Source organism: Pelomonas sp. V22 (assembly GCF_030014915.1).
GTDB lineage: Bacteria > Pseudomonadota > Gammaproteobacteria > Burkholderiales > Burkholderiaceae_C > JAUASW01.
In genome coordinates this window covers 269366-290545 of record NZ_JAGIXS010000007.1, presented here as the reverse complement: position 1 = coordinate 290545, position 21180 = coordinate 269366, and the positions used below count along the sequence as shown (strand labels likewise).

Here is a 21180-nt window from a genome sequence, read left to right as displayed (position 1 = left end):
GTCGGCGATCAGGCATTCGCACCTACCATCGCCGCATGAACGACGCACGCGAATCCTCCCCTGCCGCCGAACGCAACAAGCAGCCCATCCTCGAAGTGCTGGAGCGCGTGTTGCCACCGCAAGGCCTGGTCCTTGAGATCGGCAGTGGCACCGGGCAGCATGTGGCTCACTTCGCCCAGGCCCTGCCCGCCCTGCACTTCCAGCCCAGCGAGATGGACAGGGCGCGCCATCGCTCGATTGAGGCCTGGACGGCCGCTGAACGACTGACCAATGTGCGAGCGCCGTTGGCCATCGACCTCCTGGCGCAGCCCTGGCCGATCACGGCGGCCGACGCGATCCTCTGCATCAACGTGATCCACATCTCGCCTTGGGAAACCACGCTCGGTCTGATGGCTGGCGCTGCGGCCCTGCTTCCTGCGGGCGGCCCCCTCGTGACCTACGGCCCCTACCTGCGAAACGGCTCGCACACCTCACCCAGCAACGAGGCCTTCGATGCCAGCCTGCGTTCACGCAATCCCTGCTGGGGCGTGCGGGACATCGATGCAGTGGCCGAGGTCGCCGGCCGGGTCGGGCTTCAACTCGATGAGCTGATCGCCATGCCCGCGAACAACTTCACCCTCGTCTGGCGCAAGATCAGACCCACCTGACAGCTCAGGGGGCTGCCGACACGCGGGCCTGCCCGGCATCGCCGGATGCAGCGCGCAGTGGCTGCAGGCTGATCGCAACGGGGTCGCAGGCCGTCAGCAGCGGCAACAGCAACAGCAGAGGTGAAAGCAGGACCCAACGGACACGGTTCATGGCAGTCGTACTCGGTGAGCAAGCTTTGTGATACGCCCCCATGCCGACCTTGGATCACCGCATTTCTTGGGGGGCAGCATGCTGATCTGCGCACCGGCGGGCCGCGTAAGAGCTCCGCCGACCATCCTGCGGCGCTACGCTCTTTCCGGAGAGATCCATGCTGAGAAACCTCAAACTGGCCCTGATGGCCCCTTTGTTCTCCCTGCTCCTGTCTGCCTGCGGCGGCGAAGACCCGCCGCTGCCCACCGTCGCCGAAGCGGCTCAACAGCAAGGCTTTACTGCCCTGGTGGCGGCCGCCAACAAGGCCGGGTTGAGCGGCGCGCTGGCCGACAGCAGCGCCACGCTGACCGTCTTCGCGCCCACCAACACGGCCTTCAACCAACTGGCCACCCAGCTTGGCTTTGCAAATGCCGATGCCATGGTGACGGCACTGCCGGCCGGCGCGCTGGCCAATATCCTGCAGTACCACGTACTGAGCGCGCGCAAGCAGGCTGCCGACCTGCCCGCCGGCAGCAGCACGGCCACCACGCTCTACCGCTACAACAACGCAGCCACAACGCTCGCCCTCACGGTCTCCAACGGCGTCAGCCTGCAGGACGCAGCCTTGACCACGGCACGCGTCACCCAGGCCGATGTGCAGGCCAGCAATGGCGTGATCCACGTCGTTGACAAGGTGCTGATTCCGCCGGGCGTGCTGAACATCGTGCAGATGGCCCAGGTCAACCCGCTGTTCGACTCGCTGGTCGGCGCCGTGGTGAAGGCCAACCTGCAGGGTGCGCTCAGCGGCGCCGGCCCGCTGACCGTGTTCGCGCCGACGCGCGACGCCTTTGCCGCCATCGCCAGCACCGTGAACTCGCTGACCGTGCCGCAGCTCACCAGCGTGCTGACCTACCACGTGGTGGGCGCGCAGGTGCTCAGCAGCGGCATCCCGTTCGGCACGCCGGTGACCACACTGCAGGGGCAGACGATCACGATCAACGCCGGCACCCCGCCGACGATCAAGGACTCGACTGCCACCTCCTCACGCATCATTGCCACTGACGTGCGCGCCAGCAATGGCGTGATCCACGTGGTCGACAAGGTGCTGATCCCGACGCTGTAAGCCCCGCTGCAGCCCCCAGCAGTCCGGCCGCCTCTGGTCGGACTGCGCTCACGGCGGCGCCCGCATGCCCGGCAAGTCCTCCACCGACCGCAGGCCACGCAGGCTGCGCGTCCACCAGGCCGAGAAGGATGCCTGCACCGGACTCACGGCCGGGAACAGCTCGGCGGCCGGGCGAAGCATCACCCCGGCTGGCAGCAGCCCCGCAACATGCGGGTCTGCAACAGATTGCACCGAGCTCGCCTCCGCCAAAGCAACTGCCAAGTCCTCCGCCGTCGTCCACCACAGATGCGGCTCGCCGCGCGCTGATGCCAGCGCCGCCATGCGCCCGCCCACGAACTGCCAGCGCCGCTCGCTCCACGGCCAGCGCCGGTGGAACTCCAGCAGCGCCACGGCGATGACCACGGTTCCCTGTGGCAAGTTGGCCGGCAAGTCGGCCAAATGCCAGGGATGGATCAGCCAGACCGGACGGCCGGACACGGCGCGCGCATCGGCGGGGCCGAAGCCCAGCACAGCCGGTGGTGCCGCGAGCAGCGGCGGTTCGGTCACGGCATCCGGGCATAAGACGGCCCGCTCGGACCGCACCGGCTCGGGCTGCCTCGCCCAGCGTTCGAGCTGCTCGTAGCTGACGTCGATCAAGGTGCCCGGGCTGTGCCAGGCCGCCGGCGCAAAGCGCGCCACATTGTCTGCGTTGAACAGATAAGGCTTGTGGCTGCCGGTCCCTGCCACCCATTGCCAGCTCAGGGCATTGCTGGCCAGGTCGCCATCGAGCAGATGGCCATAGAGCCAGTCAGCCATGGAACGCCAGTGCAGCTTGCGCAGGTGTACCGCATAGCTGGCCAGCCACAGCCGCGCATGGTTGTGCAGCTCGCCGGTGGCATAGAGCTGGCGAACGGCCTGGTCGATCACCGGCAGGCCGGTGGCCCCCTGGCGCAGGTCCTCGGGCAATTGCGAGGCATAGGCGCTGTCGGGCAGGGGGCCCTCATGCAGCGAAGCGAAGATCGCCTCGCCCCGGTGCGCCCACACATGGCGGAAAAACGCCCGCCAGCCCAGCTCGGCCACCAGCTTGTGGGCAAGCTGCAGCGGCTCGCGCCGGCCCACTGCCTCCAGCACCTCGGGCAGGCTTAGCAGCCCATGGGTGATGAAGGGCGACAGGCCAGTCACGGCACCGCCCAGTGCATTGCGGCTGCGCGCATAGGCCGCCGGGTCGACCCGGTCCAGCCGCGCCTGCGCCAGAGAGGTCCAGGCGGCAGCGTCAGGCCGGGTGGTGCTCGTGGTCAGCGGTGCCAGAGAGGGCAGCGGTGCAGCCACGCTCACCTCAGTTGGCGAGCTTCCAGTCGCCCTTGTCGATGGTCAGCAGCACGCGCGCGTTGTCTTCCAGGCCCCAGTGGTCCTTGGCCGTGTAGCGGATCACGCCCTGGGTGATGGTCACGCCCTTGCTGCTCTCGAGCGCCTCCTTCAGCGCGGCGCGGAACTCCGGCGTGCCGGGCTTGGCCTTCTTCAGCGCCACCGGCACGGCGGCCTGCAGCAGCAGGTGGGCGTCGTAGCCATGGGCCGAGAACTGGTTGCGACTGCCGGCGCCGAACTGCTGCTCGTAGCGCTCGATGAAGTCGGTTGCCAGCTTCTTGGAAGGATGCGAGGCCGGCAGCGACTCGGGCATCACCGCAAGGCCGGCCACGACGATGGCACCGTCCACGTCCTTGCCGCCGAGGCGTATCAGGTCGCGCGAGGCGGCGCCGTGGGTCTGGTAGATCTTGCCCTTGTAGCCGCGCTCGACGATGGCCTTGTGCGGCATGGCCGAGCCGCTGCCCGAAGCGCCGATCAGGATGGCATCGGGATGGGCCATGGTGATCTTCAGGGCCTGCGCCGTCACGCTGGTGTCGGAGCGGGCGAAGCGCTCGGTGGCGAGCGAGGTGAGGCCAGCCTTGGCCGCCAATGCATCAAAGGACTTGAGCCAGGTCTCGCCATAGGCATCGGAGTAGCCGAGGTAGGCGTAGGTCTTGATGCCGTGCTTCTTCATGTGCTCGACCAGGGCCGAGGCCATCAGCGGCGTGGACTGGGCGACGCGGAAGGTCCAGGCGTCCTTGCCCTCGGGCAGATCGACCGGCGAGGTGGAGATCTGCACGGTCTGGCCTTCCAGCGCCACCACCGAGAGGGCCACCGAAGCGGGCGTGGCGGTGGAGCCGACGATCACGTCGACCTTGTCTTCGGTGATGAAGCGCCGGCCGTTCTTGACCGACTGCGTCGAGTCCGAAGCGTCGTCCAGGATGATGAGCTTGACCTTCTCTCCGCCAATGGTGTCGGGCCACATGGCGATGCCGTTCTTCGTGGGGATGCCGAGGCCGGAGGCGGGGCCGGTCAGCGGGAGGCTCACGCCAATGGTGATGTCGGCCTGCGCGGCGCCGACGGCGAAGGCACTCAGAACAGCTGCAAGCAGCGGACGGAGGGAGGGCTTCATCGTTTGTCTCCTGGATCGGTTGATTGTTGGAACGAACGGGCGGGTCAGCCTGCGCCCAGCTTGCGCAGCAAGGCGCGCAGTTGCTTCTTTTCAGCGGCGGTCAGGGCGGCCGAGATGCGCTCGTCGTGCGCCTTCACGGCCTGCTTGTAGCGTTTGAGCTCACGGGCGCCTGCCTTGGTGAGCGTGAGGCTGTAGGAGCGGCGGTCATCAGCAGCCTGGCGCTCGACCAGGCCCTTTTCCTCGAAGCCGTCAATGAGGGCCACCACGCCGGAGCGGGCAATGCCCATCACCTCGGCCAGGCGCGTCTGCGAGATGCCCGGGTTGTTCTCCACGATCACGAGCGATGAGAAGCGCTGCGGCGTGATGCCTTCGGCGTCCATGGTGGCGGCGAAGTCTTCATAGATGCACAGCTGGGCGCGGCGCACCGCGTAGCCGACCAGATCGTCGAGCACGTCGTACGCCACGCCATCGACGCTGGCATTGAAATGGATGCGCTGGGCCACGCAGCTCGTCTCCTGTGAGCGCCTGCCGGGTGTCCGCCTGGCGCTTGTGTTCTGCTGATTAATTGTTATAGGCTATAACAATTGCGCGGGCATGTCATGCCGCGACGCAGCATCAGCAAAACAAACGGAGACAGCCGTGAAAGTCACCATTGCAGGCGCCGGCATCGGCGGGCTCAGCCTGGCGCTGATGCTGCACGAGCGAGGCATCGAGGTGGAGCTGTTCGAGGCCGTCACCGAGATACGGCCGCTGGGCGTGGGCATCAACCTGCTGCCCCATGCCAGCCAGCAGCTCTGCCGGCTCGGCCTGGAAGAGAGCCTCGCCGCCCTGGCCATCGAGACCTCCACCCTCGCCTACTTCAACAAGCATGGCCAGGAGATCTGGCGCGAGGCGCGCGGGCGTGCGGCCGGCTACGAGTTCCCGCAGTTCTCCATCCATCGCGGCGAGCTGCAGATGCTGTTGCTGCAAAAGGTACAGGAGCGCCTCGGCAAGGACCATGTGCATGCAGGCCACGCCTTCACTTCGTTCGAGCAAAGCGCCGACCGGGTCGTCGCCAGCTTCACGCGCCGCGCGGACGGCGCGCTCGTGCAATCCAGCTGCGACGTGCTGGTGGGCGCCGACGGCATCCATTCCTCGCTGCGCCGATTCCTCTATCCGAACGGCGACCAGCCGCGCTTCTCGGGCCGCATGCTGTGGCGCGCCGTGACCGAGGCGCCGCCGTATATGGACGGCCGCAGCATGTTCATGGCCGGCCACCAGGACCAGAAGTTCGTCTGCTACCCGATCTCCGAGCCGCTGAGGCGCGAGGGCCGTTCGCTGATCAACTGGATCGCCGAGCTGCGCGTGCCCGACGGTGCGTTGCCCAGCACCGACTGGAACCGCAAGGTCGACAAGTCGGTCTTCGAGTCGCCCTTCCAGGACTGGCGGTGGGACTGGATCGACATCCCCGCCATCATCAATGGCGCCCGGGAGATCTACGAGTTCCCGCTGGTGGACCGCGACCCGCTGCCGCGCTGGACCTTCGGCCGCGTCACGCTGCTGGGCGATGCGGCTCACCCGATGTACCCGATTGGCTCGAACGGCAGCGCCCAGGCCATCCTCGATGCGCGCTACCTCTGCGACTGCCTCGCGAGCGACCCCGACACGCCCTATGCCCTCCGCGAATACGAGGCCGAGCGCCTGCCCAAAACCACCGGCATCGTGCTGCGCAATCGAATGAACGGCCCCGAGCAGGTGATGCAGCTGGCCGAGTCCCGCGCGCCGCAGGGCTTCAAGCACATCGACGAAGTGATTCCGCGCGACACGCTGGAGGCCATCTCGCTGCGCTACAAGCGCCTGGCCGGTTTCGACAAGGACAGCCTGAAGGCCAAGCAGCCATGAGCGAATCAACCAGCATCCCGGCACCCGCCCTGCGCAGCGTGCTGCGCCTGCAGATCCAGGTGGCGCCGCCCCAGTTGCTCGGCCGGCTGAACGGCCAGGAGCGTCGCCTGGTGAGCATCCTCGGCGGCCGGGCCGAAGGCCTGTTCAGCGGAAGCATCCTGCCCGGCGGCAGCGACCTGCAGACCGTGCGCGACGACGGCACGATAGACCTGCTCGCGCGCTATGCGTTGGATGCCGGCGAGGCCGGGCAATTGCTGATCGAAAACACCGGGCTGCGCCGCGCGGCCCGCGAGGGCGAGCCGCCCTACTTCAGAGGCAGCGTGCGCTTCGAAGCGCCCGACGGGCCGCTGGCCTGGCTGAACCAGTCGCTGTTCCTGTCCAGCGGCTACCGCGAGGGCGGCGTGGTGCACCTTGAGGTGTTTGAAGTGCTCTAAGGGCGATAGGTGCACATCGTCGTGGCGACGTTGTTCCGGCCCTAGGGATTTGCTTTAGTTTGCAGTCGCTCATGACTTTCAGCATGGGTTTCACCGCAGCACCAGGGCTAAGGTGCGCGCTTCGCTTTCACGTCCTCCCTGGAGTATTCGAGTGACCCCACGCGCCCTCACCCTCGCTGCCGCCCTGTGCTGCGCCAGCTTCGCCCACGCCGCCGCCGTCCCTGACTTCGTGCCCGATGTGGACAAGAGCCTGTCCGCCTGTACCGACTTCAACGCCTGGTCCAACAACAACTGGATCAAGGCCAACCCCATCCCCTCCGACAAGAGCCGCTGGGGCGGTTTTGATGCCCTGGCCGAGAAGAGCCTGAACGCGCAGCGCAGCATCGTCGAGGCGGCCGCCAAGAACGCCGACAGCGCCAAGCCCGGCTCTATCGAGCAGAAGATCGGCTGGATCTTCCGCGCCGCCATGGACGAGGCCGCCATCGAGCGCGCCGGCTTCGACCCGATCAAGAAAGACCTCGCCGCCATCGCCTCGCTGAAGACCAGCGCCGACGTCGTCGCCTGGCTGCAGCACGCCCATGCCCGCGCCGAGGGCCGCACCTTCGGCTTCGGTGTCAGCGCCGACTACAAGAACGCCAAGCGCCAGATCGCGTTCGCCAGCCAGGGCGGCCTCGGCCTGCCCGGCCCCGAGTACTACAGCAAGGACGAATACGCCAAGCTGCGCGACGCCTACGTGGCCCACATCGCCAAGCACTTCGAGCTGACCGGCACGCCGGCCGAAGAAGCCAAGGCCCGCGCCGCCCTGGTGATGGCGCTCGAGACCAAGCTGGCCGCCGCCTCGCTGCTGCGCGTGGAACTGCGCAAGCCCGAGAACCAGTACAACTTCGTCAGCATCGAACAGGCCAACAAGATCACCCCGCACTGGGACTGGGCCAGCTACTTCAAGGTCATGAAGGTCGACGCGGGCGTGGCCAACGCCGGCGGCTTCTCGCTGTCGCAGCCCAAGTTCTTCGCCGCCTTCGATGCCCTGCTGGCCGAAGCCCCGGTGGCGCAGTGGCAGGCCTACTTCTCCTTCCATGCCATCGACGGCGCAGCCAACTCGCTGTCCAAGGCCTTCCAGGACGAGAACTTCGCCTTCTACGGCAAGACCATCAACGGCACGCCTGAGCAGGAAGTGCGCTGGAAGCGTGCCCTCGGCGCCGTCAACGGCAGCATGGGCCAGGCCCTGGGCCAGCTCTATGTGAAGGAATACTTCCCGCCCGAGGCCAAGGCCCGCGCGCAGGAGCTGGTCGACAACGTGCGTAACGCCCTGAAGGCGCGCATCGAAAACCTCGACTGGATGAGCCCGGAAACCAAGACCAAGGCCATCGCCAAGTGGGCCACCTTCCTGCCCAAGATCGGCTACCCCGACAACTGGCGTGACTGGAGCGGCCTGCAGATCACCGCCGACAGCCACTACGCCAATGTGCGCGCGGCCCGCGTCTTCAACCAGCGCTTCAACCTGGCCAAGATCGGCAAGGAAACGGACCGCTACGAATGGGGCATGACGCCGCAGACCGTCAACGCCTATTACCAGCCGTCGACCAACACCATCAACTTCCCCGCCGCCATCCTGCAGCCGCCCTTCTTCTACGCCAAGGGTGACGACGCCATCAACTACGGCGGCATCGGCGCCGTCATCGGCCACGAGGCCGGCCATGGCTTCGACGACCAGGGCAGCCAGTTCGACGGCGAGGGCAACAACGCCAACTGGTGGACGGCCGAGGACCGCAAGCGTTTCGACGAGCGCGCCAACAAGCTGGTGGCCCAGGCCGACGAGTACGCGCCGCTGGCCAACTACCCGGACAAGAAGGTCAATGGCCGCATGACGCTCGGTGAGAACATCGGCGACCTCGGCGGCCTCAACATGGCGTACGACGCCATGGTCAAGGCCACCGCCGGCAAGCCCGATGCCATGCTCGACGGCATGAGCCGCGACCAGCGCTTCTTCATGAACTGGGCCAAGGTCTGGGCCGGCAGCATCCGTGATCAGGCCCAGTTGACGCGCCTGAACACCGACGTGCATTCGCCCGCCGGCTTCCGAGCCAACGGCGCTCCATCCAACATGCCGGCCTTCGCCAAGGCCTATGGCTGCAAGGTGGGCGACCCGATGGTGCGCCCGGACGAGAAGCGCGTGGTGATCTGGTAAGCGTCGCTGCGGCGTACAAGCGCTGCATGCGCTGAACACGAGAAGGGGCCTGCACTGCAGGCCCCTTCTTCATTGCGGCGCCCGGCGCCTACATCTCCTTGAACAAGTGCAGGTAGCTGCGGCTCACCGGCAGGCGCTCGGTGCGGCCCTTGAGCTCGATGTCGGCGGTCTCGTTCTCGCCGCGCGTGACGCGGCGGATCGAGCGCAGGTTGATCACCACCGAACGGTGGACCTGGGCGAAGTGGTTCGAGTCCAGCTGGGCCAGCAGGTCCTTGAGCGGCGTGCGAATCAGCGCCTCGGCCGGCTGGCCCTCGTCGCGGTAGGCCACCAGGGTGTACTTGGTGTCGCTCTTGAGGAAGTCGATGTCGTCCACCGGGATCATGCGCAGCGACGCCCCCACGGTGGCCCGGATCCACGCCAAGGCTTTCGGCTGGTCCAGCTTGAGCCGCGCGGCCAGTTGGGCCAGCAGCTGCTCGCTGTGCACGGCGGGCTGGGCTTGCTGCAAGCGCGCCTTCAGCCGCTCCACCGTCTCGGCCAGGCGGGCCGCGGTGACGGGCTTGACCAGGTAGTCCAGCGCGCCGTATTCAAAGGCTTCGAGCGCGTATTGATCGAACGCGGTGACGAAGACCAGGTGCGCGCGCTTGCCCACGTGCCGTGCCACTTCCACGCCGCTCAGGCCCGGCATGTGCACGTCGAGGAAGCAGACGGTGGGCTGGTGCTGCTCGAACAGCTCGATGGCCTGGCGGCCATTGCGGGCCTGCGCCACGATCTGCAGCTCCGGCCAGGCGGCGGCCAGGCGGGCTTCCAGGATCTCGCGCAGCAGCGGCTCGTCGTCCGCGATCAGGGCAGTGGGGTTCATGGCTTCTCGGAAAACTCGATCCTGGCTTCCACACCGTGCGGCCGGACCTCGATCAGGCTCAGGGTGGCGCTGCCACCATAGGCCCACAGCAGCCGCTCGCGCAAGGCGGCCAGCCCGGTGCCCAGGCCGCCACCGCTGGCTTGCAGACCGACGCCGGTATCGACCACGCGCAGGCGGCAGCGCCCCCCGTCCAGCAGTTCGGCATGGACGTCGATGCGCCCGCCCTCCTCGCTGGGGTCGATGCCATGCTGGACGGCGTTCTCGACCAGGGTCAGCAGCGTCATCGGCTGGCAGCGCAGCACATGAACCGCGGGGGCCACATGCAGCGCAAAGGCCAGCCGGTCGGGCATGCGCATCTGCATCAGCTCCAGGTAGGCGCGCACCAGCTCCAGCTCCTGACCCAGGGTGTTGGCCGTGCCATCCAGGCGAGGCACGGCAGCGCGCAGGTACTCGGTCAGGCTTTGCAGCAGCCGGGGGGCGCGCGGCGAGCCGGCTTCCACCAGGGCCTGCACATTGGCCAGGGTGTTGAAGAGGAAATGCGGCTGGGCCTGCGCGGTGAGCAGGCGCATGCGCGCATCGAGCGCCTGGCGGGCCATCTCGCTGCGCTCCAGCTCAAAGTCGTTCGCCTGTTTTTCCACCTTGGCCTCGCGTTGGCGAAGCAGGGCCGCCAGTGCCGTCCAGGGCGCCACCAGCATGCCCAGGAAGGTGAAGGTCATGAAGCCCTCCAGGCGGGCGGTCTTCCAGAACGGCGGCGCATCGGGCGCGTTGCTCAGGACAAAGGCCAGGAACAAGGCCAGTGGCACCGTCGCCCCAACGGCCACCACCTGCAGGGCCCAGCGTGCCATCCAGCTGGGCAGGCGGCGCGGCCATTGCTCGAACAGGCCGAATGCCAGCAGCAGCGCCAGGCCCACGCCAAACACCCGCGCCACCAGATGCCACATGGCCCCCGGCCAGCCGAAGCTGAACAGCAGAACAAACAGCGCGCAAATGATGGTGACGGTGCGCACGCGCCGCCAGCCGAAGACGGCCCGCCAGTTGGAGGCTGGCTCGGTGAGCGCGTTGAGCTGGGCGTAGGGGCTGGAGGTCATCTGGACAGGATGGTAGGGGCTTTGGCCGACGCGATGCCTAGCGAAAGCGCTCGGCAGGCTTGCGGAAATAGTGCTGCACGATGTAGCGCCAGGGCAGCACCAGGGGCGTGAGCACCAGCCCCATCAGGCAGGCCTCGGCCGTGCCTTGCACGCCGGGCGTGATCGCCCCGTTCAGCCACAGCGGAAAGGCAATCGCCGCGAGCCAGACGGTCTTCCAGATCAGCTCGAAGATCAGCAGCGGCAACAGCTGCAGCGGGTAGCGCAGGCCCCAGACGCAGAGGATGGCCAGGCCGCTCAGCAGCGCCGCCGTCTCGCCCTTGCGCTGGGCCCACAGATCGCTGTGTTGAAACATCGCGGGGCCAAAGCTGATGCCCAGCCCCACGGTGACCAGCAGGTAGAAGGCGCGCAGCAGATTCAGGCGCCAGAGGGGGAGGTCGTTCATGGTCTTGGTCTCGTTCATGGAGAGTTGCGGGATGCGGTTCAGCCGAGCTTGGCCAGGCTCTTGCGCACTTCCTCGACGTTGGCCGGCTTGGCGCGCTTGTTGGCAATGAAGCGCTCGTAGGCCGCCCGGGCCTGGGCCTTGTCGCCCCTGGCGAGCAAGGTGTCGCCGAGGCGCTGGTCGATGGGATAGTCGTCGGCGCCGGCCAGGGTCCTGGCGCGCTCGAACAGGCGAATGGCTTCATCGGGCCGACCCTGGGCGGCCAGGACGCGTGCCGCGCCGTAGAAGCCGGCGGCCCGGCCGGGTTGCTCGCGCTGCAGCGACTCGTACAGGCCCTTGGCCTTGGCCAGGTCCTTGCCGTCCTTCAGGTAGACGAGGGCGAGCTGCATGGTGGCCTCGCGCACTTCTTCGAGCATGGCGGCGTCCTTGCCGGGCTTGAGGGCCAGCAACTCGGCCTCCATCTCGGCCCACTTCTTGGCCTCAGCCGCGATGTGCACGCGGATGATGCGCGCCGTCTCGGGCTGGCTGCTGCGCACGGCCGCCTCCAGCTCCCTGGCCCTGGAGGTGCTGCCGCCCATCAGGCCGGGCAGGGTCACATAGAGCTTGGCCAGCTGCACCCGGGCCGTGAAGCTGGTCGGCTCCAGCTCCAGGGCGCGAATCCAGGCGTCCTTCAGGCTGCCGACGCTGCTCATCGCCTTGGCCATGCCCATGTTGAGCATCTGCTGGCCGAGGTTTTGCGCCGCCGCCAGATGGCAGACGGCCACGTTCGCGTGCTGCTCGATGCAGAGCCTGGCTTGCTGCGCACCAGCCTCCAGGCGCTTGGCGTCGGCGGGGTCCGCCAGGCTCAGGCCCAAGACCAGCGCGGCACTGGCCTCGGCGTCGGCGGGGTTGGCCTTCAGGCGGGCCTGGGCCTGCTGCTCCAGTTCAAGGAACTTGCCGGACTCGTGCAGTGACTCGAACTGCGCGTCCTTGAAGACGGCGGCTTGGGCGCTGCAAACCGTGCTGCCCAAGGCCAGCGCGGCAAGTACGACGGTGATCAAGTGGGGGCGGCGGGTGAGAGGCGTTTTCATGATCGGGAGGCTTTCCGGGAGGATGATTGCGGCTTGAATTTCGAATCGACAGGGCGATTGTTTTGGGCCGCTTGGCTGCGCACACCGCCTCTCGGACCAGCCACGCCGTGCCGGTTTTCAACGACGACGGGGCGGGACGAATGACGCTGCGGCCGGCCCGGCCAGCGTTGGCGTCGTTGGTCCTGGCCAGGCGTCGCTCGTCAACCTGGCGGCGTGCTTGATCGGGCCCAAGTCCGGCTGCGGGCCGGCATGGGTCACAGTGACGCTCAGACCGCATCACCCGCATTCAACGCACCGCCATGAAACGAATTCCGCGCCTTCTCTTGACCGGCCTGCTCAGCCTGCTGGCCCTGGCGGCCACCGGGGCCGCCCTGTTCGGCTACTTCCTGTACACCCCAGCGCCCGAAGTGCCCCAGCTCTCGGGCACGCTCAGCAAGGGCAGCATCGAAGTGGCCGGCATCCAGCGCAGCTACCGAACCTACGTGCCCAAAGACCTGCCCCAGGGCGCGCCCCTGGTGCTGGTGATGCATGGCTCGGGCGAGGGACCGCAGGCCATCCGCGCAGGCACCGGCTATGGCTTCGAGCGCCTGGCCGACCAGCACGGCTTTGCCGTGGTCTACCCCAAGTCCTTTGGCTTCGACTGGAACGATTGCAGCTCCGTCGGCGACACGGCCGTGAACGGCGTGCGCGCCGACGACGCCGGCTTCCTGGCTGCGCTGGTGGACAAGCTGGTCGGCGAGCTCGGTGTCGACCCCAAGCGCGTGTTTGCGGCAGGGGTGTCCAACGGCGGCTCCATGGCCCTGCGCCTCGCGCTGGAGCAACCGCAGCGCTACCGCGCCGTGGCCGCCGCGCTGGCCAATGTGCCAGCGCCGCAGAACTTCCAGTGCCAGCCCGGCGCGCAGACGCCCTCGGTCATGATCCTGAACGGCACGGAAGACCCGCTGGTGCCCTATGCCGGCGGCGAGATCAATCTGCTCGGGCTTTTCTACAAGGGCGGGTACGTCATCTCCTCCACCGCATCGGCCCGGTACTTCGCAGACCGCAACGCCATCGCCGGCCCGCCCCAGGTCAGCCTCACTCCCATGGCGCAGGGCAGCCCGGTCGAACACGCGCGCTGGCAAGCGGCCGACGGCCGCACCGAGGTCGAGCTGGTGACCCTGCACGGCGCAGGCCACGGCCTGCCTCAACCCTGGGCGCGCCGGCCCCGCCTGCTGGGCCCCTCCCCCATGGCGCCCAACGGCCCGGCCCTGATCTGGGCCTTCTTCGAGAGGCAGGCCCAATGAGCCTGCTGAAAGCTGCTTCCAGCAGCCAAGGGCTGATCCGTGCCGCCGCCGGCGCGATGCCTTAGACGCTGAATGCGAGCAGCGGCTGCGACGCAGGTCCTTGGAACCGGGCTCTGCAGCATTGCCACTGTCTCGGCAGGGTCAAGACGGGTTCGCCAGACGCTGGCGGTGCGGCGACTCAGAGTAGATTGCAGGAAGTCCCACTTGTCGCTGGAGTTCAATCTTGACTGGCACCCACTGGCTGATCCTGTGCATTGCGCTGCTTGCCGCCGGCCTGGTCTATGCACTGGGCTTGCTGAATGCCGAGCGGCGTCACTTCAACGCGGAATCCAGCCGAATCAACCGGCTCAACCGCTTTCTCGCCGCCCACGCGCGGGCAAGCCGGCAGTTCCGCAGCTGCCGCCGAGAGGACGAACTCTGGCAAACAGCCTGCCGCGTGAGTGTGGAAACCGGCTATGCCGTTCTGGCTTGCGCCTACGCTGCTGACGGTGATTGGGTGAGGCGCTTGGGAAGTGCTGGGCCGGCGGCGCGCATCCTCGAGAACGTACCGAATCCCTTTGCCCTGGATGCACCCGAGATGCGCGGCACTTACACCGTGCGAGCCCTGCTGGACGGCACCCAGCTGGTCAGCAACGACTACGTTCTCGACCCTCGTGCCGGCCGCTGGCGTGAAGAGGCCGTGCAGCACGGCATACGCTCTATCGCCTGGCTGCCAATCCGCCGAGACTCGCAAGTGCACGCGGTGCTGATGCTTTGCGCGGGGGAATCGAACTTCTTTGACAGCGAGATGCTGGCCGTGCTCGGTGATCTCACGGAGGAGATGGCATTTGCCCTGGACTGCATCTTGGTCCAGCGCCCGAGCGGCACCGGGATGAGCAGCCCGGGCGAGTAAGCCCCTATCGAAGGCTTGAGATGCCTGGCGCAAGCGAGCAGGTCGGCGCCTGGCCTCCAATGTTCAATACCCGCGACGTCAGGATTGCTTGTCGAAGAGCACCAAGCTCGTTCGTCGTGCAAGGTCCACAGCCACAGGAGTCTTCCATGCCCCGTTACATGATCCAGGTCCGCGCCACTGCCATGAGCGAGGCCGGCGAGTTCCCCGATGACCCGACCCTGGTGCCGCGCATGATGGCCTTCCACGACGAGATGGCAAAGGCGGGCGTGCTGCGCGATGGCGCCGGCCTGCAGCCCAGCAGCCAGGGCTTCCGCGTGAACTACGACGCCACGGGCAAGGCGCGCACGGTCGATGGCCCCTTCGCCGAGACCAAGGAACTGATTGCCGGCTACACGCTGATCGAGGTGGGCTCGCACGCCGAGGCGCTGGCCTGGGCTCAGCGCTTTCCGGCGCCGTTTCCCGGCATGGACTGCTGCATCGAAGTGCGGCCGCTGATGGGCGGGATCGACCTGCCGCCGGAGGATGCGGAGCGCATCATTCGGGAGCAGTTGGCGGCGATCAAGCGGGGCGGGTGACGCATCGATGGCGGCCATGCGCTGGGCCTCATCGGGTCTGGGCGTCTTCTTTCCGCTTTCGTAACAAGCAGCCTTGGCCCTGCAGCACGCAGGGCCCCCAAAAAGCCGGCAGCGCTACTCGTTGGCACAATGCCGTATCAAGCTTCGTGGCTTCCCCTGCCCGTTGCCGACTCTTTCATGCTCCCGGCTGTTCCGTTTCTAAAAAGCACCTCTCGATGAATTCGCGCGTCCACTCCGCCTTCCAGCTTCCCATCGTGCTTGCGAGCGCCCTCTTGGTCGCAGTGCCCACGACGGCCCTCAGCGCCCCGCACACCAAGCCGCGCGCCGCCGCACACAAGCCAAAGGCCAAGGCCCCCGCTGAACCCGCGATGACCACCGACGCCAACGGGCAGTCGATACCGGTCCTCGCCAACAAGGCCTGGGTGCTGATGGACTTCAACACCGGGCAGCTCCTGGCCTCGTCGAACCCCGACGAGCCGCTGCCGCCGGCGTCGCTGACCAAGATGATGACCAGCTACCTGGTCGAACAGGCGCTCAAGAACGGCAAGGTCAAGCCCACCGATCCGGTCACCATGAGCCTCAACGCCTGGTGCCGTGGCGGCAAGGACGGCGACAGCTGCATGTTCGTGCCGCTCAACGCGCAGGCGTCCCTGATGGACATGCTGCGCGGCGTGGTCATCGCCAGCGGCAACGACGCCTCCAAGGCCCTGGCCGAGCACATCGGCGGCTCGGAGGCCGGCTTCGTGGCGATGATGAACGCCGAGGCGAAGAAGCTGGGCATGAGCAAGACCCAGTTCGCCAATTCGGCCGGCCTGCCTGACCCCAACAACAAGGCCTCGGCCCGCGACCTGGCGGTGCTGGCCGCTGCCATCATCCGCAACAGCGGCGAGTACTACCCGATCTACGCCGAGCGTGAATTCACCTACAACGGCATCAAGCAGGGCAACCGCAATGCGCTGCTGTACACCGACCCCACGGTGGACGGACTCAAGACCGGGCACACCGACGAAGCAGGCTACTGCCTGACCGCCTCGGCCAAGCGCAACGGCATGCGCCTGATCTCGGTCATCATGAACGCCGACAGCAAGCAGGCCCGCGCTGACCAGACCCGCGTGCTGTTCAACTGGGGCTACGCCAACTTCGAGGCCGCCACCCCTGCACAGCCAGGCGCGACGCTGGCCAGCGCCAAGGTCACCTACGGCGTGGTGCCCACGGTCAATGCCGGCCTTGCACAGCCCTGGTCGCTGGTCGTGCCCAAGGGCCAGGCCGCCGCCGTCAAGACGGCCGTCACGCTGAATCCCGCAATTGAAGCGCCGATCGCCAAGGGCGCCGTGATCGGCAAGATCGTCGCCACGGCCAATGGAAAGCAACTCGGCGAGGCCAACGTCGTTGCGCTGGCTGATGTGGAGCGGGCGGGGTTCTTTGAGCGGCTGCGTCAGCGGGTGGCTGGCTGGTTCTCGAAGTAAGGCGGCTGGTGGGGGTTGGCGTCGAGTTGTCGCAGGCATGCGCGACTGGCGTCAACAGGCTGATCTCGGGCGTTCGCCAATGAGCACCCCACCGACTGCTTTGCTCAAAACCTGCCGCCCGTACGTGACCGACTCGGATCTGAAGTTATTCAACGGCTGCGTCAGCGACCGCTGTCGCGGGCGACAAAAATCTCTTGCCTACGGGGATCACCCTGATCCCGAATGGGTTTCCGGCAAGGCCAGGAGGGCGAGGGCTAGGCTCTTCCAGAACGGAGTGCCCCGGTCAATGTCTCGACAAACAGCCGTTGCGCCGCCGTACATTCAGTAACAGCCATACCTAATGGAATCTTTGAGTGCGGGAAGCGTCGGGGCATCGGTCGCCTTAGCAGCTACGACGGCACGAAGGGCAACTACTCTGCGTTCAGCACGTTGCCACGCTTCCAACCACGCCAGGTTCGCACTCATATGGCGCTCAGTCTCAGTACCAATAGATTCTGAGCGATGGGTCACGCCCGCGACACATCGACCTGTCCGGAGGCTGTCCTTGCTCGAACGCGCCCTCATGGCCCCCCGCGAGCTCGGACTGACTTCAGGGCTGACGGGGTCGATGAATCCGCAGCGCTATGGCTGCAACCTCTCCATCTGTCGTGGTTCGATGAAAATTCAGGTACTCTGAATCAGCAGAGCGCCAGACAGGTAGGCGCACAGGCACGTAGGCGCGACCCTGGCGTGATTTCAGAGAGTCCTGCTACCGTCGCTTCAGTTTGTGAAGAGGAGGCAGCATGGAAACGGCTGATCTTGGCAGCGCTTTTTGGCACGCCGCGATGCAGACGGTGTTCTTGGCAGACTCGCCCGTCGGCAAGGCGGTACTGGATCGCGACCACCGGTATGTGCTCATCAACGAGACGCTGGCATCGTTCAACGGCCGCTCGATCAAGGACCATATTGGCCGTACGGTCGCAGAGGTACTTCCCGAAGCCTATCTCTCGTTGAAGCCTCTCCTGGACCAGGTCATCCTGCAAGGTCGAGCCGCTGGCAACTTCCGGATCACCGTCGTCATGCCGGGCGACGGCCGCACGGCGGAATGGGAAGCGACCTATCTTCCGATACAGATGCCGGGAGGCGAGGTCGGCGGCGTCTACGTGCAAGCGGTCAACCTAACCGCCAAACTGCTTGCTGAGCGGGCACTTGCTGATAGCGAGAAACAGCTGCGCCGCGTGCTAGACAGCTTGTTCGCATTTGTCGGGGTGATGTCTCCTGACGGGACACTGGTGCAGGCAAACCGCGCGCCGCTGGAGGCCGCAGGAATCGATGCGAACGACGTGATCGGCAAGCCTTTCTGGGACACCTATTGGTGGAGCTATTCGGACAAGGTGCAAGACTGGCTCCGGGCAGCATGCCAGCGCGTCGCGGCGGGCGAGATCGTTCGAGAAGATGTGGTCGTGCGCATGGCGGGCGACACGCGCATGGCGTTGGACTTCATGCTGGTGCCGATGCGCGATGACGATGGCGTCATCACGCACCTGATTCCATCAGCTATCGACATTTCCGACCGTCAAGCTGCACAGATGCGCATCGAATCAGCATTGCGCGAACGAACGGTGCTGCTGCAAGAGGTGCATCACCGGGTCAAGAACAATCTGCAGATCATCGCCAGCCTGCTTCGCTTGCAATCTCGCGCTGCCTCGCCCGAAGTTGCACTCGCGCTTCAAGACAGCGAGAACCGGGTGATGGCGATGGCCCTGACGCACCAACTGCTGTACGAGCGGACCGATTTTTCCGCGCTAGAGCTGGGGCCCTACCTCAAGCGCCTTTCGGGCAGCCTGCGTGATGCGCACGGCGCGCTCATGAACCGTATTCAATTGCGGGTTGATGCGCCGGAGGACGGGCTGCAGATCGAGCTCACCCAGGCCGTGCCTGTTGCTCTGATCGTCAACGAGCTGATCACCAACGCTCTGAAACACGCATTCACACCGCATCAGTCGGGACTCGTTCAAGTCACGGCCGCGCGGCAGGACGGCGAGATCAAGGTGACCGTCAGTGACGACGGACGTGGTCTGCCGGCGGACAGCCCTTTGTCCCACGGCAGTAGCCTGGGGTTCAGCTTGGTAACGCTGCTCACGCAGCAGCTCAACGCATCCCTGACATGGCCAGAGCCCGGCAGGCCGGGCGCCCTGTTTGTTCTCAAACTTCCCAAAGGTTCAGCCCGTATATGACCACAGTCGAAGATCGTTCGAGTTCCTCTGAAGGGACGTCCGTCCTGGTCGTCGAGGATGAGCTCATCTTTGCGCTCGACCTGAAGCAGACCTTGTCCGGGCTCGGATATCAGATCGTCGGAATGGCCAGCTCCGAGCGCGATGCGGTCAACCTTGCGCTGGCTCGTCGGCCCGGGCTGGTGTTGATGGACATCAACCTAGGACGTGGCGGCGATGGAATCGCCGCAGCTGCGGAGATCAATCGCTGCTTTGATGTTCCCATCGTGTTCCTGACCGCCTACGCAGACGGAGAAATTCTGCGGCGAGCCGGTCACGTTGCGCCTTACGGCTACCTCGTCAAGCCCGTGCAGCAGCGAGAGCTCAATGCGGTCGTTCAGATGGCGTTGGCGCGTTTCAACGCATCGGCGGCCCGGCTGCAATCGGAGCGGCGGCTGCGACTCGCGCTGGACAGCGCCAAGCTTGGATTGATGACCTTGCCGACGGGGAGCGACCTCGTCGAAATCGACGGCTACTTTCCACCGGTGGCGAATGATCCGCTTCGAGGCATGAGGATGCCGCTCAATGACTTTCTGAACCACTTGTCGCTGGAAGCCCAGAACAAGGTCCGAGCACTGCTGGATCAAGGGGGCGACCTGCATTTGCTTGCCCGCTGGCATGAAGGTGACGAGACGCACGCGTCGTGGCTCGAGGTTCACGCGAGCTATGTCGAGAGCGAAAGCGCTGTCGTCGGAATTTGTCGCGATGTAACGCGGCAGGTCTTGCAGCAAGACGAGTTGCGGCAGGCCGCCGTCGTGTTCGAGTCTGCCGCTGACGCGATCCTCATCCTGGATTCGGAGGGGCGCGTCAGCACAGCGAACGCAGCCTTCACGCGACTCACGGGATGGCAACGCGATGAGATCAGAGGTCGTCATCCAAACGATTTTCTGCATGCACGGCGAGGCTCTGACCGTGAACTGCTGGACCGCACACCCGTCAACGCACAAGGGCACGCTGAAGTGGTTTGCAATCGACGTGATGGCACCACGTTTCCTGGCTGGGAGCACGTGGCGCCCGTGCTGGATGAGCACGGGTGCGTAACCCAGCGGGTGCTGACGTTCACTGACATATCGGCATTGCGCATGGCGGAGAGCAAGGTCAGGCACCTGGCGTTCCATGACGCACTCACCGGGCTGGGCAACCGATACCAGCTGCGCGAGTCACTATGTGAACTGCGTGATGGCGAGACCGCCTGCTTGATGTTTCTGGACCTGGACGGGTTCAAGGTCATCAATGACAGCCTGGGGCACGATGCTGGCGATCGCCTTCTCAAGGTTGTCGCGCATCGCCTGGTCGGGATGCTTCGCCAAGGCGATGTGGGTATTCGCCTGGGAGGCGATGAGTTCGTACTGCTGCTACGTCATGTCGATCTCGACCAAGTCGTCGGCGTCGCAGAGCGAGTCCTGGATGTCGTGCGATCGCCAATTGACATGGCGCCCGGCGGTTCGATGCAAGTCTCTGCAAGCCTCGGGATCGCCATGTTCCCGAGGGACGGGACAGATGCTGATAGCCTGCTTCGCTCCGCTGACATTGCGATGTATGCCGCCAAAGGGACTGGGCGGAATCGATTCGCCCACTATCAGCCTGCCATGGCCGAGACAGCCAACGAGCGCTTGGCCATCGAACAAGGCTTGCTGCAGGCAATTTCAAACGGTGAGCTTTCGCTGCACTGGCAACCTCAGGTTTGCTTGCGCACCGGCGCGGTGGTCGGTGCAGAAGCGCTCTTGCGCTGGAACTCTGCGCGAGCCGGGCACGTGCCTCCGGACCGATTCATCCCGATTGCGGAAGAGTCTGGTTTGATCCATTCCCTGGGACGCTGGGTATTGCATCAAGCGCTGTCGACTTGGGCACGCTGGTGGCGCGACGGTTCCGTGGATGGCCGATTGGCGGTCAACGTGTCGGCACTACAACTTCAGGATGAAGCCTTCCCGGAGCATCTGGCACAAGAGCTACAGGCGACAGGCCTTCCCGCCAGCCTCGTAGAGATCGAAGTGACCGAGACGGCCTTGCAACGGGTGCCAGAAGTGGAAGCGAAGCTCACACGGCTTAGAGCGCTCGGCGTATGCATCGCCCTCGATGACTTCGGGACCGGCTACTCGTCACTCTCGATGCTGAAGACGCTCCCCCTGAAGCGCCTCAAAGTAGATCGTGCGTTTGTGCGAGACGTCGTGAGCAGTGCCTCGGATCAGGCAATCGTGCGAGCGGTGGTCGCGATGGCAAACGCGATGAGCATGGAGTTGATTGCCGAAGGCGTCGAGCGCGAAGAGCAACGAGAGTGGCTGGTGAATTCTGGCGTGCTGGAGGCGCAGGGCTGGCTCTTTGGCAAAGCAATGCCGGCACAAGAATTTCTGCAGTGGCTTGACCGCGCTTGACGCCGCTTGGGACGATCGAAAGCAGC

At 65.9% G+C, this 21180-nt stretch carries 19 protein-coding genes; 11 read left to right on the top strand and 8 right to left on the bottom strand.

Annotation, left to right across the window (positions count from 1 at the left end):
• Nucleotides 1-35 precede the first annotated feature (35 nt).
• Nucleotides 36-647 carry a DUF938 domain-containing protein gene (locus J7U46_RS20590; RefSeq protein WP_282829075.1) on the top strand — a complete coding sequence of 204 codons (612 nt, stop codon included), beginning with the start codon at nucleotides 36-38 and terminating at the stop codon, nucleotides 645-647.
• Between the two features lie 4 nt (nucleotides 648-651).
• Here J7U46_RS20590 and J7U46_RS20585 read toward each other — a convergent pair whose 3' ends face one another.
• Nucleotides 652-798: a hypothetical protein gene (locus J7U46_RS20585; RefSeq protein WP_282829074.1), complete on the bottom strand. Its 147-nt coding sequence runs from the start codon at nucleotides 796-798 to the stop codon at nucleotides 652-654.
• Between the two features lie 157 nt (nucleotides 799-955).
• Between J7U46_RS20585 and J7U46_RS20580 the strand changes: the two genes are divergently transcribed.
• Nucleotides 956-1900: a fasciclin domain-containing protein gene (locus J7U46_RS20580; protein WP_282829073.1), complete on the top strand. Its 945-nt coding sequence runs from the start codon at nucleotides 956-958 to the stop codon at nucleotides 1898-1900.
• A gap of 48 nt (nucleotides 1901-1948) precedes the next feature.
• Here the strand turns inward: J7U46_RS20580 and J7U46_RS20575 are convergent, their stop codons facing one another.
• From J7U46_RS20575 to J7U46_RS20565, 3 genes are read right to left on the bottom strand one after another with little or no spacing between them, the layout of a single operon-like run.
• Nucleotides 1949-3208, bottom strand: coding sequence for an FAD-binding domain-containing protein (locus J7U46_RS20575; protein WP_282829072.1), 1260 nt, complete (start codon nucleotides 3206-3208; stop codon nucleotides 1949-1951).
• A 7-nt stretch (nucleotides 3209-3215) separates the two neighbouring features.
• A complete protein-coding gene (locus tag J7U46_RS20570) occupies nucleotides 3216-4355 on the bottom strand; it encodes an ABC transporter substrate-binding protein (RefSeq protein ID WP_282829071.1) in 1140 nt (379 codons plus the stop codon).
• A gap of 44 nt (nucleotides 4356-4399) precedes the next feature.
• A complete protein-coding gene (locus J7U46_RS20565; RefSeq protein ID WP_282829070.1) occupies nucleotides 4400-4858 on the bottom strand; it encodes a MarR family transcriptional regulator in 459 nt (152 codons plus the stop codon).
• Between the two features lie 136 nt (nucleotides 4859-4994).
• On the opposite strand from J7U46_RS20565, the gene J7U46_RS20560 reads away from it, so the two are divergent.
• The 3 genes from J7U46_RS20560 (at nucleotide 4995) to J7U46_RS20550 (ending at nucleotide 8858) form a co-directional block, all read left to right on the top strand.
• The gene (locus J7U46_RS20560) at nucleotides 4995-6236 is read left to right on the top strand and encodes a flavin-dependent oxidoreductase (RefSeq protein ID WP_282829069.1); all 1242 of its coding nucleotides are present in this window, start codon (nucleotides 4995-4997) and stop codon (nucleotides 6234-6236) included.
• Nucleotides 6233-6670, top strand: a complete 438-nt coding sequence (locus tag J7U46_RS20555) for a DUF3237 family protein (protein WP_282829068.1) — start codon at nucleotides 6233-6235, stop codon at nucleotides 6668-6670. The genes J7U46_RS20560 and J7U46_RS20555 overlap by 4 nt, the downstream gene beginning before the upstream one ends.
• Before the next feature lie 151 nt (nucleotides 6671-6821).
• Complete coding sequence (locus J7U46_RS20550; RefSeq protein WP_282829067.1) at nucleotides 6822-8858, top strand: M13 family metallopeptidase; 2037 nt, start codon at nucleotides 6822-6824, stop codon at nucleotides 8856-8858.
• Between the two features lie 88 nt (nucleotides 8859-8946).
• Here the strand turns inward: J7U46_RS20550 and J7U46_RS20545 are convergent, their stop codons facing one another.
• The 4 genes from J7U46_RS20545 to J7U46_RS20530 are packed head-to-tail and all read right to left on the bottom strand — an operon-like array spanning nucleotide 8947 to nucleotide 12314.
• The gene (locus tag J7U46_RS20545; RefSeq protein WP_282829066.1) at nucleotides 8947-9717 is read right to left on the bottom strand and encodes a LytTR family DNA-binding domain-containing protein; all 771 of its coding nucleotides are present in this window, start codon (nucleotides 9715-9717) and stop codon (nucleotides 8947-8949) included.
• Entirely contained in the window at nucleotides 9714-10805 is a 1092-nt protein-coding gene (locus J7U46_RS20540) for a histidine kinase (RefSeq protein WP_282829065.1), read from the bottom strand. The genes J7U46_RS20545 and J7U46_RS20540 overlap by 4 nt, the downstream gene beginning before the upstream one ends.
• Nucleotides 10806-10842: 37 nt before the next feature.
• Nucleotides 10843-11247, bottom strand: coding sequence for a hypothetical protein (locus J7U46_RS20535; protein WP_282829064.1), 405 nt, complete (start codon nucleotides 11245-11247; stop codon nucleotides 10843-10845).
• A gap of 38 nt (nucleotides 11248-11285) precedes the next feature.
• Nucleotides 11286-12314, bottom strand: coding sequence for a tetratricopeptide repeat protein (locus tag J7U46_RS20530; RefSeq protein ID WP_282829063.1), 1029 nt, complete (start codon nucleotides 12312-12314; stop codon nucleotides 11286-11288).
• 299 nt (nucleotides 12315-12613) lie between these two features.
• Between J7U46_RS20530 and J7U46_RS20525 the strand changes: the two genes are divergently transcribed.
• From J7U46_RS20525 to J7U46_RS20500, 6 genes are all read left to right on the top strand, one after another.
• The gene (locus J7U46_RS20525) at nucleotides 12614-13597 is read left to right on the top strand and encodes a PHB depolymerase family esterase (protein ID WP_282829062.1); all 984 of its coding nucleotides are present in this window, start codon (nucleotides 12614-12616) and stop codon (nucleotides 13595-13597) included.
• 223 nt (nucleotides 13598-13820) lie between these two features.
• Nucleotides 13821-14489, top strand: coding sequence for a GAF domain-containing protein (locus tag J7U46_RS20520; RefSeq protein ID WP_282829061.1), 669 nt, complete (start codon nucleotides 13821-13823; stop codon nucleotides 14487-14489).
• Between the two features lie 146 nt (nucleotides 14490-14635).
• Nucleotides 14636-15064 (top strand): YciI family protein, encoded by a 429-nt coding sequence (locus tag J7U46_RS20515; RefSeq protein ID WP_282829060.1) that lies wholly within the window; start codon nucleotides 14636-14638, stop codon nucleotides 15062-15064.
• Between the two features lie 368 nt (nucleotides 15065-15432).
• A complete protein-coding gene (locus tag J7U46_RS20510) occupies nucleotides 15433-16530 on the top strand; it encodes a D-alanyl-D-alanine carboxypeptidase family protein (protein WP_282829059.1) in 1098 nt (365 codons plus the stop codon).
• A gap of 782 nt (nucleotides 16531-17312) precedes the next feature.
• Nucleotides 17313-18746: a PAS domain-containing protein gene (locus J7U46_RS20505; RefSeq protein WP_282829058.1), complete on the top strand. Its 1434-nt coding sequence runs from the start codon at nucleotides 17313-17315 to the stop codon at nucleotides 18744-18746.
• Nucleotides 18743-21154 (top strand): EAL domain-containing protein, encoded by a 2412-nt coding sequence (locus J7U46_RS20500; RefSeq protein WP_282829057.1) that lies wholly within the window; start codon nucleotides 18743-18745, stop codon nucleotides 21152-21154. The genes J7U46_RS20505 and J7U46_RS20500 overlap by 4 nt, the downstream gene beginning before the upstream one ends.
• Nucleotides 21155-21180: the final 26 nt, after the last annotated feature.

Coding starts and splice junctions, on each gene's coding strand:
- J7U46_RS20590 (WP_282829075.1), top strand. CDS start 36: ATGAACGACGCACGCGAATCCTCCCCTGCCGCCGAACGCAACAAGCAG.
- J7U46_RS20585 (WP_282829074.1), bottom strand. CDS start 798: ATGAACCGTGTCCGTTGGGTCCTGCTTTCACCTCTGCTGTTGCTGTTG.
- J7U46_RS20580 (WP_282829073.1), top strand. CDS start 956: ATGCTGAGAAACCTCAAACTGGCCCTGATGGCCCCTTTGTTCTCCCTG.
- J7U46_RS20570 (WP_282829071.1), bottom strand. CDS start 4,355: ATGAAGCCCTCCCTCCGTCCGCTGCTTGCAGCTGTTCTGAGTGCCTTC.
- J7U46_RS20555 (WP_282829068.1), top strand. CDS start 6,233: ATGAGCGAATCAACCAGCATCCCGGCACCCGCCCTGCGCAGCGTGCTG.
- J7U46_RS20545 (WP_282829066.1), bottom strand. CDS start 9,717: ATGAACCCCACTGCCCTGATCGCGGACGACGAGCCGCTGCTGCGCGAG.
- J7U46_RS20540 (WP_282829065.1), bottom strand. CDS start 10,805: ATGACCTCCAGCCCCTACGCCCAGCTCAACGCGCTCACCGAGCCAGCC.
- J7U46_RS20535 (WP_282829064.1), bottom strand. CDS start 11,247: ATGAACGACCTCCCCCTCTGGCGCCTGAATCTGCTGCGCGCCTTCTAC.
- J7U46_RS20530 (WP_282829063.1), bottom strand. CDS start 12,314: ATGAAAACGCCTCTCACCCGCCGCCCCCACTTGATCACCGTCGTACTT.
- J7U46_RS20525 (WP_282829062.1), top strand. CDS start 12,614: ATGAAACGAATTCCGCGCCTTCTCTTGACCGGCCTGCTCAGCCTGCTG.
- J7U46_RS20515 (WP_282829060.1), top strand. CDS start 14,636: ATGCCCCGTTACATGATCCAGGTCCGCGCCACTGCCATGAGCGAGGCC.
- J7U46_RS20510 (WP_282829059.1), top strand. CDS start 15,433: ATGACCACCGACGCCAACGGGCAGTCGATACCGGTCCTCGCCAACAAG.
- J7U46_RS20505 (WP_282829058.1), top strand. CDS start 17,313: ATGGAAACGGCTGATCTTGGCAGCGCTTTTTGGCACGCCGCGATGCAG.
- J7U46_RS20500 (WP_282829057.1), top strand. CDS start 18,743: ATGACCACAGTCGAAGATCGTTCGAGTTCCTCTGAAGGGACGTCCGTC.